The sequence below is a fragment of the Actinopolymorpha pittospori genome (genome assembly GCF_014873875.1).
Taxonomy (GTDB): domain Bacteria; phylum Actinomycetota; class Actinomycetes; order Propionibacteriales; family Actinopolymorphaceae; genus Actinopolymorpha; species Actinopolymorpha pittospori.
Genome location: NZ_JADBEM010000001.1, coordinates 4780199 through 4792656 on the forward strand (window position 1 = coordinate 4780199; position 12458 = coordinate 4792656).

General features: G+C 70.0%; 11 protein-coding genes. 6 read left to right on the forward strand and 5 right to left on the reverse strand.

The features are described 5' to 3' along the window. Positions 1-195: 195 nt before the first annotated feature. Positions 196-447, forward strand: a complete 252-nt coding sequence (locus HEB94_RS54655) for an HAD family hydrolase (RefSeq protein ID WP_192751726.1) — start codon at positions 196-198, stop codon at positions 445-447. A gap of 398 nt (positions 448-845) precedes the next feature. Here HEB94_RS54655 and HEB94_RS22500 read toward each other — a convergent pair whose 3' ends face one another. After that, a complete protein-coding gene (locus tag HEB94_RS22500; RefSeq protein WP_192751727.1) occupies positions 846-1985 on the reverse strand; it encodes a GNAT family N-acetyltransferase in 1140 nt (379 codons plus the stop codon). 219 nt (positions 1986-2204) lie between these two features. Here HEB94_RS22500 and secA point away from each other — a divergent pair, with 219 nt between their 5' ends. Continuing rightward, positions 2205-5021: a preprotein translocase subunit SecA gene (gene secA, locus HEB94_RS22505; protein WP_192751728.1), complete on the forward strand. Its 2817-nt coding sequence runs from the start codon at positions 2205-2207 to the stop codon at positions 5019-5021. Positions 5022-5114: 93 nt separating this feature from the next. Here the strand turns inward: secA and HEB94_RS22510 are convergent, their stop codons facing one another. The 3 genes from HEB94_RS22510 to HEB94_RS22520 all read right to left on the reverse strand — a co-directional run bounded on the left by HEB94_RS22510 (position 5115) and on the right by HEB94_RS22520 (position 7929). After that, complete coding sequence (locus HEB94_RS22510; RefSeq protein ID WP_192751729.1) at positions 5115-6149, reverse strand: hypothetical protein; 1035 nt, start codon at positions 6147-6149, stop codon at positions 5115-5117. A 306-nt stretch (positions 6150-6455) separates the two neighbouring features. Further along, entirely contained in the window at positions 6456-7067 is a 612-nt protein-coding gene (locus tag HEB94_RS22515; RefSeq protein ID WP_192751730.1) for an Rv3235 family protein, read from the reverse strand. Positions 7068-7110: 43 nt separating this feature from the next. Beyond that, positions 7111-7929, reverse strand: coding sequence for a LysM peptidoglycan-binding domain-containing protein (locus tag HEB94_RS22520; RefSeq protein WP_192751731.1), 819 nt, complete (start codon positions 7927-7929; stop codon positions 7111-7113). A 417-nt stretch (positions 7930-8346) separates the two neighbouring features. Between HEB94_RS22520 and HEB94_RS22525 the strand changes: the two genes are divergently transcribed. Beyond that, the gene (locus tag HEB94_RS22525; protein WP_192751732.1) at positions 8347-8901 is read left to right on the forward strand and encodes a hypothetical protein; all 555 of its coding nucleotides are present in this window, start codon (positions 8347-8349) and stop codon (positions 8899-8901) included. A gap of 46 nt (positions 8902-8947) precedes the next feature. Here HEB94_RS22525 and HEB94_RS22530 read toward each other — a convergent pair whose 3' ends face one another. Beyond that, positions 8948-9172, reverse strand: a complete 225-nt coding sequence (locus HEB94_RS22530; RefSeq protein WP_420481536.1) for a helix-turn-helix domain-containing protein — start codon at positions 9170-9172, stop codon at positions 8948-8950. Between the two features lie 333 nt (positions 9173-9505). On the opposite strand from HEB94_RS22530, the gene HEB94_RS22535 reads away from it, so the two are divergent. Genes HEB94_RS22535 through HEB94_RS53670 form a run of 3 tightly spaced genes read left to right on the forward strand, consistent with a single transcriptional unit; the run spans position 9506 to position 12452 of the window. Further along, entirely contained in the window at positions 9506-10180 is a 675-nt protein-coding gene (locus tag HEB94_RS22535) for a hypothetical protein (protein WP_192751734.1), read from the forward strand. A gap of 4 nt (positions 10181-10184) precedes the next feature. Beyond that, on the forward strand, positions 10185-11489 hold the full coding sequence (locus HEB94_RS22540; protein ID WP_192751735.1) for a CpaE/TadZ family protein: 1305 nt from the start codon (positions 10185-10187) through the stop codon (positions 11487-11489). A 9-nt stretch (positions 11490-11498) separates the two neighbouring features. Then, a complete protein-coding gene (locus HEB94_RS53670; RefSeq protein ID WP_337917914.1) occupies positions 11499-12452 on the forward strand; it encodes a sigma factor-like helix-turn-helix DNA-binding protein in 954 nt (317 codons plus the stop codon). Positions 12453-12458: the final 6 nt, after the last annotated feature.

Sequence of the window (12458 nt, forward strand, 5' to 3'; positions counted from 1 at the left end):
CGCCGAGCGTCGGGGGAGCCGCACCACGTTGGCGGAGATCCGTCGGGCCGGCCTCGACCGGACGCTCGCGAGGTGCGGGGCACCCGACCCTGACCTCGCTGCCCACCTCTACACGCTGTTCATGCGGCACCGCTTCGACGACATCGAGGTCTATCCCGACGTCCCGCCCTCGACTCCCTCGCGGCGACGTATCGGTTGGGTCTCCTCACCAACGGCAACACCGATCCGGAGCGCTGCGGACTCGGCGGGCGCTTCGAGGTGGTCCTCTTCGCCGAGGACCACGGCCTCACCAAGCCGGACCGCCGGCTCTACGACCTGGCCGCGCGGACGGTGGCCGCTCCGAGCGGGTCGTCGTCCAGGTCAGCCGTCCCGATGGTGATGGTGGGTGATTCACTCGAGGCCGACGTCGTGGGGGCCGAGGACGCAGGCTGGCACGAATCTGGCTGAACCGGGACGGGAAACAGTGTCCCGAGGGGGCCCGCTCGTACGCGCGGATCGCGTCTCTCGCGGAGCTGCCCGAGGCGCTCGTGGAGCTCTCCGCAGGTCCGGTCGGGCGTTCCTGAGGCTCTGGTTCGGGCGGCGCGACGGTGGCCAACGGATTACATCGCCGCAAATTCTCCCCCGACTTCCCTTGTCGAGGGGACCCGTGGCATGCTCTTACTCGCACTCGGCGGGGCCACGTCGCAGTCGCCAGTCCCCGCGCACCCGGGGCCGCTCGCGACGAAGGCCACCGGGAACCTTCGAGGGGCGGCTGTCCGGCGTGGGAGACAGCCGCCCCTTGTCATGCCTGCCGTCCTCCGCGAGGCCGCGGAGGACAGCTCCCTACCTCTGTCCCTGTCTCGTCCCTATCTCTGGTCCGGGCCGCTCGTGGTCAGGTCGTCGGCGAGCAGGTCGAAGCCGACCAGGTCGTCGTAGGTGTCGTCGCAAAGCCGTTCGGCCGAACGCCATACGCCCACCCGCCGAAACCCGGCCCGCTCGGCGACCCGCTGCGACGCGACGTTCCCGGCGGCGGCGCGCAGGGTGAGGTGGCGCAGGCCGAGGCCGCCGTCGTCGGTCGCGATCATCGCGTGCCGGGCGACCAGCCTGGTCGCCTCGCCGGCGACGCCACGGCCCCGAACGGCGGGATGTGTCCAGTACCCGATCTCGGCGGTTCCGGTCATGACGTCGATGTCCATCAGTCCGAACGAGCCGATGCACTCGTCGGTGACCGGGTCGGCGGCGGCCCAGTAGACACCACGGCCGCCCGCGTGCTCCTCCTCGCGGCTCTGGATGTAGCCGAGCCCGGCGCTGTGTGTGTAAGGACGGGGGAGCCCGCCCAGCCAGTGCTGGGTCACCGGATCGGAGCAGGCGGCGACGACGGCGGCCGTGTCGGACTCCCGGAATCCGCGCAGGACACACCGCCGCCCACGCAGCGTCGGGGCGTCGTACCACCGGGTGTTCGGCCGTCGTGGATCCCCGGAGCGCAGCGAACCGATCCACCCGTCGTAGCGCCGACCGCGGGCGGCGCACAGCCCCCGCACGGTGCCCTCCACGCGGAAGCCGCACCGCCACGCCACCCGGCGGGAGGGCCAGTTGCCGACGTGGGCCCGCCACTGGAGGACGTCGAGCGCCAGCCCGTCCGTCGCGAAGGCCCAGTCGACCGCCGCGTGGAGCGCGGCCGTCATCACACCGCGGCCGCGAGCCGCCGCCCGGAGCCCGAAGCCGACCTCGGCGCCGCGGGAGCCGTCGGGGGTGAGGTCGACGGTCCCGTAGTACTCGTCGGTCTGCGCATCGGCGATTGCCAGAGCGAGGTAGGTGCCGTGCCGCCAGCCGTCGGGGATGATCTCGCGGACGAACTGCGCCGCGTGAGCACGGTGGTAGGGGACCGGGACGGTCGTGAACGTCTGGGACACGGGGTCGCTGGACTGGTCGAGGACACCGTCGATGTCCTCGTCCCGGTGGACGCGAAGGACGACCCGGCCGGCAGGGAGGCGCACAGGATCCATGACCGTGATCCTCGTGGACGAGCCCGGCTTGGGGCAAAGCCGTCGAAGCCTGGACGAAATCTCCATGGCAGGACGTCTACGCCGTTGCCTGGCGTGTGAGGGTGGTGGTGTACGTCGCCTACGATGGCTGGAGGCGCGTCACGGGTGTTGAATACACATCAACGACACATCCACTGACGCAATGTAGTCGAGACCTCTACTACGAGGAGCCAAGAGTCCGTGCCTGCCCTGCTCGACAAGATCCTGCGTGCCGGTGAGGGCAAAACCCTCAAGAAGCTGCAGTCGATCGCCAAACAGGTCAACGCCATCGAAGAGGACTTCGTCGGGATGTCGGACGCCGATCTCCGTGGCATGACCGACGAGTTCAGGACCCGGTTGGACGGCGGCGAGACCCTCGACGACCTGCTGCCGGAGGCCTTCGCCACCGTCCGTGAGGCGGCCAAGCGCACCGTCAAGCAGCGCCACTTCGACGTCCAGATCATGGGTGGCGCGGCCCTGCACCTCGGCAACATCGCCGAGATGAAGACCGGTGAGGGTAAGACCCTGGTCTCCACGCTGGCCGCCTACCTCAACGCGCTCCCGGCCAAGGGTGTGCACGTGATCACGGTCAACGACTACCTCGCGCAGTACCAGGGCGAGTGGATGGGCCGGATCCACAAGTTCCTCGGGCTGAGCGTCGGCGTCATCCTCTCCCAGATGACCCCGGCCGAGCGCCGTGAGGCCTACGCCTGTGACATCACCTACGGCACCAACAACGAGTTCGGCTTCGACTACCTGCGCGACAACATGGCGTGGAGCATCGAGGAGTGCGTCCAGCGCGGCCACCACTTCGCGATCGTGGACGAGGTCGACTCCATCCTCATCGACGAGGCCCGTACCCCGCTGATCATCTCCGGCCCCGCGGAGCAGAGCTCGAAGTGGTACGAAGAGTTCGCCCGGCTGGTGGCGCGCATGCGGGTGGATGCCGACTACGAGGTCGACATCAAGAAGCGGACCATCGGCGTCCTCGAACCCGGCATCGACAAGGTCGAGGACCACCTCGGCATCGACAACCTCTACGAGGCCGCCAACACCCCGTTGGTGCAGTTCCTCAACAACGCGATCCGCGCGAAGGAGCTGTTCACCCGCGACAAGGACTACGTCGTGATCGACGGTGAGGTCCTGATCGTCGACGAGCACACCGGTCGCATGCTGCACGGCCGCCGCTACAACGAGGGTCTGCACCAGGCGATCGAGGCGAAGGAAGGCGTGGCGATCAAGGACGAGAACCAAACCCTCGCCACGATCACGCTGCAGAACTTCTTCCGCCTCTACGACAAACTCTCCGGCATGACCGGTACGGCCATGACCGAGGCCTCGGAGTTCAACAAGATCTACAACCTCGGTGTCGTGCCGATCCCGACCAACCGGAGCATGGTCCGACAGGACCAGGCCGACCTGGTCTACCGCACCAAGGACTCGAAGTTCGCGGCGGTCGTCGACGACATCGCCGAGCGCCACGGCAAGGGGCAACCGATCCTGGTCGGCACCACCAGCGTCGAGCAGTCCGAGTTGCTGTCCACCCTGCTGACGCGGCGCGGCGTACCCCACGAGGTACTCAACGCGAAGCACCACGCCCGGGAGGCGTCGATCGTCGCCCAGGCGGGGCGTAGGGGAGCGGTCACCGTCGCGACCAACATGGCGGGCCGCGGTACCGACATCATGCTCGGCGGCAACGCTGAGTTCCTCGCCGACGCCGAGCTGCGCGACCTCGAACTCGACCCGGTCGAGCGCGCGGAGGACTACGAGCGCGCCTGGGGCCCGATGCTCGAGCGCCACCGCAAGCTGGTGGAGGCCGAGCACAAGGAAGTCACCGATCTAGGCGGCCTCTACGTCCTCGGCACCGAGCGACACGAGTCGCGCCGCATCGACAACCAGCTGCGCGGCCGGTCCGGCCGTCAGGGTGACCCGGGTGAGAGCCGGTTCTACCTCTCGCTCGAGGACGACCTGATGCGCCGGTTCAAGTCCGACTGGGTCGACTGGGTGCTCACCAGCCTGAAGATCCCCGACGACATGCCGATCGAGAACAAGCGTGTCACGGGCGCCATCGCCTCGGCGCAGGCCCAGGTCGAGTCGATGAACTTCGAGATCCGCAAGGACGTCCTGAAGTACGACGACGTGCTCAACCGCCAGCGGCACGTGATCTACGACGAGCGCCGACGGGTCCTCGAGGGCGAGGACGTGCACGACCAGGTCGGGCCGATGCTGAACGACACGGTGGAGTCCTACGTCACCGGCGCCACCGAGGGGTTCGCCGAGGACTGGGACCTCGACCAGCTCTGGACCGAGATCAAGCAGACCTACCCGGTCAGCATCAGCGTCGCCGACATCGACGAGGAGTGCGGCGGCCGTGGTGGCGTCACGCGGGAGTTCCTGGTCGAGCGGCTCCAGGAGGACATCCACGCCGCCTACGCCCGCCGCGAGGAGGAGCTGGGCTCGGAGGTCCTGCGTGAGCTCGAGCGCCGCGTCATCCTCTCCGTGCTCGACCGCAAGTGGCGCGAGCACCTGTACGAGATGGACTACCTCCGCGAGGGCATCGGGCTTCGGGCGATGGCCCAGCGCGACCCGCTGGTCGAGTACCAGCGAGAGGGCTACGACCTGTTCATGGCCATGATGGATGCCATCAAGGAGGAGACGGTCGGCTACCTCTTCAACCTCGAGGTCCAGGTCGCCGAGCCGACAGCTCCGGAGACCGAGCAGGCCGAGGAACCCGAGGCGGTCGAACCCGAGGCGGAGGAGCAGCCCCACCTCCTGGCGCGCGGGCTTTCCGGGCCGCAGCGGCCGACCCGCCTGCAGTACACCGCCCCGACGGTCGACGGTGAGGGCGGCGTGGAGCAGCGCAACGAGTCGCCGGCGACCGGCAACGGCTCCGCGGCCGCGGGGGCCGACACCAACTACGCGGGTACGCCGCGCAACGCGATGTGCCCCTGCGGCTCCGGGCGCAAGTACAAGCGCTGCCACGGTGACCCGAAGACCCGCGCCCGGATGACCGGCTGACGCGGAGCACAGGACACCGAGTACAGAGACACTGAGGGCTGACGGCTCGTGGGAGCCGTCAGCCCTCTGCGTTGCGCTCCTACTGTTTCTGGCTCAGGACTCCGCCAGGGCCGCGGCGCGTTGGAGCGCCTGCCGCGCGGCGTCCGTACCGCGCCTGCCCATGCCGCAGGCCGTGGCCACGTCCACCGAGCGGCCGACGTAGCTCTCCACGATCCGCAGGATCCGGATCTGCTCCTCGAGGCCCTGGTCCTCGTGCACCAGTCCGGCGATGATTCGTAGGTCGGGTGGGAGCGACGCCAGTCGGCCCATGTCGCGGTAGAACGTCGACTGGGTCGCGGGCACCTGGTCGTCCGCGGCGAGCGGGAGGTGGACGTACTCGAGGTCCCGGCCCCGCGGCCAGGAGCGGACGAGCGCCCGGGTCAGCGCGACCAGGGGAGCCGTGCTGGTCAGTCGCTTTAGGGCCCTGTGGTTGAGGTCGCCGAGACACAGGTGGATACCGAACCGGGACCCGGGAGGTGCCGCGGCCACCAGCCGCACCGCGGACGCCGCCAGGAAGTTCGCGGCCAGTCCCCGCAACGGCGTCGGTGCGGTCGCGACCATGATCAGCTCGACCGGGATCTCCAACTGGAACAGCACGTCCCGTTGGCTCCACGTCGCGATCTCGCCCATCTCCGCGGCGAGTGCGTCGCGGAAGAGGGTGCGCTTGGTGAAGGCGCCGACGGTGCCGAACGTGAACAGCCCCAGATCGAGGTCGCCGGGGATGCCGACCTGGAACGTGAGCTGGTCGAGGGCGTTCTGGGTCCGGATCTCGCGGAAGTCCAGGTAGCTCGCCTTGGCCGCGGCCGCGTGGCCCGTGTCGATGGCGGCGCTGGAGAGTCGGCGACCCGGCTTCACCTTGAACAGCGGGCGATTGTCGTATCCGGACCAGTCGCCGTGCCGGGCGAGCTCGAGGTCGGGGTGGCGGCGAAACGCCTCCACGATGTGCACGATCCAGTTTCGCCGGTCACCGACGTCGCCGTCGGGCAGGCTACGCAGGTAGCGACCGCGTTCGTTCGCGGTGGTGGTCATCGCCTGACGGGTGTCGTCGGCCGGGTAGCTGCCGACGAGATGGACGGAACGACTCGCCAAGGCCGTCTCCTGTGGAGGTGTCGGGCGACGAGTCGAGGACCCGTCGCACTGGGACCGCAGCGTACTGAGACAGCATTTCGTGGCCCGGTTAAACGGAGCGAAACGTCAAGAGTCGGACGACATCGAGGTTCGACGAACGCCGGAGGGGCTGGCGAACCGGTCGGCTCGCCAGCCCCTCCCTGCTTGTCACACGGCCCCGTGTGGTGTGCAACCCCCGTGTGGTGTGCACCCCGTTGGTGCCGCCCGACCCGGTGCGGATACGTCCCCCGTGCACCGGGCCAGCGGCCGTCTTCGTGTGCGCGGACGTCAGCCGAGCTGAAGCGCCGTGCACCGCCAGCGGCCGTCCAGGCCTTCGAGGCGTACGGCGACTGCGCGGGACCGCCCACCGTGCCTGACATGGATGGCCGCCTCGGCAACGCCGTCGCGTGGTTCGCAGACGTGGACGGAGCGGACCATGGCCCGGTCGCGGCCCGGTCGCTGGGACGCGCCGGCGGCCGGGGCGAGCGTGTGTACCCGCGCGAGCACGTCGTTGTAGACCCGGTCGTTGGTCCACCGCAGCAGCTGAGCGACCGGCCGGTCACCGGCGAGGACTTCTACCAGCGCCTGGACGAACCGGCCGGACCAGGACCGCGGGTCCGGCAGGGCGACCCGCGGGGTCTGCTGCGGTGCGAAGAACGGGTCCTCCGACTCGCGGTCGGTCTCTCGGCCGCCGACGACGCTCAGGTGTCGCGCGGCCGGGGCGCGCTCGGCGACGGACAGGTCGAGTGCCAGCGATCCGTGCGTCAGCGGCTCGCTGCGTCGGCCGACGCGGGTCTCGTCGTCGTAGGCGGGTTCGGTGGCTGGCGTCGGGAGCCGGTGGGGAAGCTGCCGCACGGTGCCTCGCTGCCGAGGTCTTGCCGGGCTCTGGGTGACAGTCATCGGTGATCCCCCGAATCGATGTGGTCGTGGTCGTGGAGCACGGTCAGGACTGCGGTGGAGTGAGAATCTGACCAGGCAGGATCAGGTCGGGGTTGTCTCCGATGACCTGCCGGTTGGCGTCGTACCACCGGTGCCATTCGTGGTTGATGTCGGCGTTGCTCGCTCCCTCGGGGAGGTGCTGCCTGGCGATGTCCCACAGGTTGTCGCCGCGCTTCACGACGATCTGCTGGTGGGACTCGGTGTCGCGCGTCGATGGGCGGGTGATCGGATCCTTGGTCACCGGGCGTTCGGGGTTGGGAAGCCCGGCCCGGTCGGCGGCCGGACGGTCGGAGGTCGGACGGTCGGGCATCGGGAGCTGGCCGCCGAGTACGTCGTTGCCACCGGGCCGATCGAGATCGGGGAGCTGGATGCCGCCGGGCAGTTGGCTGTCGATGCTCCCCGGACGGTCGAGGCTCGGCAGCAACTGCGCGGAGGCCGCCGTCGCCTGAGTCGGCTGGTCGACCGTCGCCGCGTGGGCGGGGAGTGTGCCGAGGACGGGACCGGCCGCGACCGAGAGCCCGAGGGCGAAGCGGGCCGCCCGGCGATAGACGGCGGGCGTCAACCGCTCGGCCATCGCGCCACAGGCCGCACCGACGGCGCCCGGGATGACGGACAACGCCATGAGCACGGTGCCGAGCGCCAGCCAGGCGAAGCAGGCCCACGCGAGCACGGCGACGAAGAAGATCAGGAGCGCGTCGAACGTCGGATTGTCGTCGCGTACGGCCGTCCAGCTGCCGGCGGTGAGCCACTGGAGGGCCCAGGCGCCGACCACGAATGCGAGGAGCACACCGATGGGTGAGACCACTCGGCGGATGATCCTCATGGGTTGGCCTCCAAAACGTTCGTTTGCTTCCATTTGCTTTCATACTCTGACGTTGGCTGAACTGTCAACTCATCTGTGGGCGGTGGCCGCTACTGAGACCGCTCCGTGATCGTGTCCTGAGCTCCGTGACCTGCGCGTTCGTCCGGATGTGGGGGCGGGCTGAACGTTTGGTGACGAGCCGGGTCCAGTCCCGCGGTGCCGTCCGTGAGTCCTCGCAGCCGGTTCCGGAGCCCTCGTGAGCACCCGATCAGAGCCGTTTTGAGACCGACAAGTCGCCGAATCGTGCGTTTGCCTCCATTTGCTTCCGGCTGTCCACGACAACCTTCGCTGCGCTAGGCCGGGGCCGTCGCGGGCGTGTCAGTCACGCCGCGGCCTCCGGCGTGAGGGAGACCGCGTCAGGGAAGTACCGTGTGGCGGGTGCGCTGGGAAAATCTCTTCGCCGACCTCGACGCCCAGATGGAAGAGCTCGAGGCGGCCGAACTCGCGTCCGAGGTCGCCGACCGCACCCGCCGCGAGATCGCGTTGTTCCGCCTGGTCGACCGGCTCCGTGCCACGCTCGGCCATCCGGTCACCGTCTTCACCCTCGGCGGGGCCAAGGTCGCCGGACGCGTCGCGGGCGTGGGGGCCGACTGGCTGCTCGTCGCGGAGGACTTCCGCTTCGAGGTGCTACTGCCTCTGGACGCCCTCACCGGCATCACCGGGCTGGGCGGCATCACAGCTGCCCCCGGAAGTGAGGGAAAGGTCGCCGCGAAGCTGACCCTCGCCTACGCGTTGCGGGGGATCGCCCGCGACCGCGCGACAGTGGCGGTCGCGCTGCGGGACGCCACGGTGGTCACCGGAACGATCGACCGGGTGGGTGCGGACTTCTTCGAGATGGCCGAGCACGGGCCGGCGGAGATCCGTCGGGCGCGTGACATCCGCAGCGTGCGGACGGTGCCGTTCGCGGGTGTCGCGTTCGTACGCCGGTCCTGAGCCGTCGCTACCGACCCCACATGTTGGAACCCGGGGCGGACTCGCCCTAGAACTCCTCGGCCTTGCCGTAGGGATGGGTGGAGATGAAGTCGCGGGTCTCGGAGTACATCCGCTCGATGTAGGTCTCCAGGGCGGTCGCCTCGACCCGCCACTGGCCGCGTCCACCGATCTTGATCGCCGGGAGCTCACCGCTGCGTACCAAGGCATAGGCCTGCGCGGCGGAGATGTTGAGGACTTCGGCAACATCGGCCAGCTGCAGGAACCTTGGCATGCCAGGCAATGGGATCTCCTTCCGGGCGTGGGTGCTTCGCAAGTCTGCCACGCGTTTGCTTGCGGTTGCGTTTGCTTGTCCACAGGTCCGTGGAGCCGTTCCAACCGGTTTGCCCCACCCTCCGGTACCCCGGTTCGGGCCCAACCGATCATTTCCCTGGGCGTCCATGGTCCAGCCGCCCGGATCAGGCCACCCGCGACGTGGGGTTATCCACAGTCCGCAAATCTTCAGGAGGTGGACTGGGCGCCCGTAACCATTGGTGTCGTACTGTGTCCGACATCTTGTGACGTATTCCGTGACCCGTGTTGACCCCCAGAACCCGGAGGAGAGACCTTGTCGGACGCGCCGTCGCCCAAGGCCACGCGGCAGTCGCGGCCCCGGTGGCTCGACCCCAAACTCTTCCTCGGCATCCTGCTGGTGCTCGCCTCGATGGCCCTCGGGGCACGGGTCATCGCGCAGTCCGACAAGACCGCCGAGGTCTGGGCGCTCAAGGACGACACGACTCTGGCGCCGAGCGCGACCCTCACGCAGAGCATGCTCGTGGCGCGCAGCGTCCGGTTCACCAGCCAGGAGGACGCCAACCGCTACGTCTCGGCCTCGGCGAAGATCCCGGACGGCGCCCGGATGGTGCGCGCGGTCGGCCCGGGTGAGTTCCTTCCGCGTGACTCCTGGACGGCCAAGGCCGACGAGCAGTTGCGTGACGCGCCCATTCCGATCGCCGCTTCGGACATGCCGAAGTCGATCCGCCGAGGCGACCGCGTCGACGTCTACGTCGTTCCCGCCAACGACAACAAGTTCCGTCCCTCGCGCGGCATTCTCGCGGCCAGCAACGTCATCGTCGTCGACCTTCCCACCGGGGGCGGCCTCAGCAGCGGCGGCGACGCGAGCGCCACGATCCGGGTGGCTCTCGACCAGGTGACCAAGGGGTTCACCCTGGAGCAGTTGGTCGGTGACGTCACCAACGGCAAGGCCGTCATCATCAAGCACGTCGCGCCGGAGGTGAGGTGACGCCGTGAGCCTTCCCGTCCTGACCGCGGTCACCGGGGCCCAGTGGGAGTCCGACCTGGTCTCCGCGCTGGAACGCAGCCCGCTCGGGCTCGACGTCGTACGTCGTTGTGTCGACCTTCCCGACGTCCTCGCCACGGCGCAGTCGGGCCAGGCACGGGCGGTCCTGCTGTCGGCCGACCTGCGCCGGCTGGACCGTGACGCGGTGGGCCGACTGATGGCCGGCGGGGTGGCCGTCGTCGGTGTGGTGACGCCGGGCGATCTCGCCGGAGAGGACCGGCTCCGCCGGCTCGGCATCACCCAGGTGGTGCCGGCCGACGCGCCCGCCGACGTGCTCGCCGGCGCGGTTGCGGAGGCGGTGGAGCTCGCGCAGGTCGCTGGCCCGACGCCGATCACCGAGTTCGCGATGTCCAACCCGCGTGGCAGCATGCCGACGCTGCCGCCGGCCCAGGACGTCCCGGCTTTCGAGACCACCACCGGCACCGGACAGATGGTGGCCGTCTGGGGCCCCACCGGGGCGCCCGGCCGGACCTCGGTCGCGGTGACACTGGCCGCCGAGCTCTCGCTGTTCGGCGTACCCACGCTGCTCGCCGACGCCGACGTCTACGGCGGGGTGGTGGCGCAGGCACTCGGCCTGCTCGACGAGGCGCCCGGGCTCGCGGCCGCCTGCCGGTCCGCCAACAACGGCAGCCTCGACCTGCCGGCACTGGCCCGGCACGCCCGCGAGGTGCTCCCGCGGCTGCGCGTCCTGACCGGGATCCAGCGCGCCGACCGATGGCCGGAGCTTCGGGCGACGGCCCTGGAGCAGGTGTGGGAGCTGTCCCGGCAGCTCGCGGCGGCGATCGTCGTCGACTGCGGCTTCTGCCTCGAACAGGACGAGGAGATCTCCTTCGACACGGCGGCGCCCCGCCGTAACGGCGCGACGCTCACCACGATCGAGCTCGCCAACACCGTCGTCGCGGTCGGTGCGGCCGATCCGGTCGGTCTGCAGCGGCTGATCCGGGGCATCGAGGAGTTGCGCGACGTCGTGCCGGGCGCCGTCATCCGGGTGATCGTCAACGGGGTCCGCAAGGGACCGGTCGGCGGTGACGCGGAGGGCCAGATCCGCGACGCCCTGCGGCGCTACGTCGGTATCGACTCCGTGGTGTGCGTTCCCTACGACCGTGCGTCGTTCGACACGGCGCTCGCGCAGGGGCGCACCCTCGCCGAGGTCGCACCCAAGTCGGCGGCGCGGGCGCCGCTTCGTTCGCTGGCCGCCGAGCTGATGGGGATCGCGCTGCCCAAGCAGCGACGGCGGGCGAAGAAGCGCTGAGGCACGCCCGTGGGCGCGACGAGCGGCGGGCCTGAGCGGGGTGCGCAGATTCTCCAGGCCGAGCGCCCACGGCTGTTCGGACTCGCCTACCGGCTGCTCGGCTCCGCCGCCGAGGCCGAGGAGGCCGTACGCGACGCGCTGGCCGCGTGGCACGACGCCGCTCCGGCCGAGAGCGACTCCCCGCGGGACTGGCTGGGGAAGACGGTCACCCAGCTCTGCCTGCACCGGCGGACGGCGGCCCGCGCGCGCCGGGACGCCTACGTCGGGCCGTGGCTGCCCGAGCCGGTCGCCACCGAGACGGGCGCGCTGGGCTCGCTGGAGAACGCCGAACAGAAGGGCCTCGTGTCCTTCGCCACGATGACGCTGCTGGAACGCCTCAATCCGATGGAGCGCGCGGTCTTCGTACTCCGCGAGGCCCTCGGCGCGAGCTACCGCGAGATCGCCCGGATCCTGGACCTGTCCGAACCCAACTGCCGGCAACTGGCGAGCCGGGCCCGCGGTCGGCTCGGGAGTCACCGCACGCGTCTCGAGGTCGGCGGCGCCGAACGCCGGCGGTTGCTGGAACGCTTTCTCGCCGCGGCCCGCATCGGCGACCTGGCCCGGCTGGAGCAGTTGCTCGCCGTGGACGTCGTCGCCTGGATCGACGGCGGAGGTCGGGTTCCCGCGGCGCTTCGGCCGATCCTGGGCCGAGCCCAGGTCGCGCGCTACATCAGCGGGGGATACGCCCGGGTGGGTGCCGTGGCGGTGCGGCCGTTGGAGATCAACGGCCAGACCTCACTCGTGGCGACGGCTCCCAGCGGTGCCCTGGTCGGGGTGAGCGTGGTCGAGATCGCGGGCAGCCAGATCAGCCAGATCAGGAGCGTGGTCACCCCCGACAAGCTGCGTTACCTCGCCGGCCAGCTCACGCAGGCACGTACGCCGCGGGAAGGTCGGGTTCGCGCACGCCTCGACCAGGAACCCTAGGTCTGT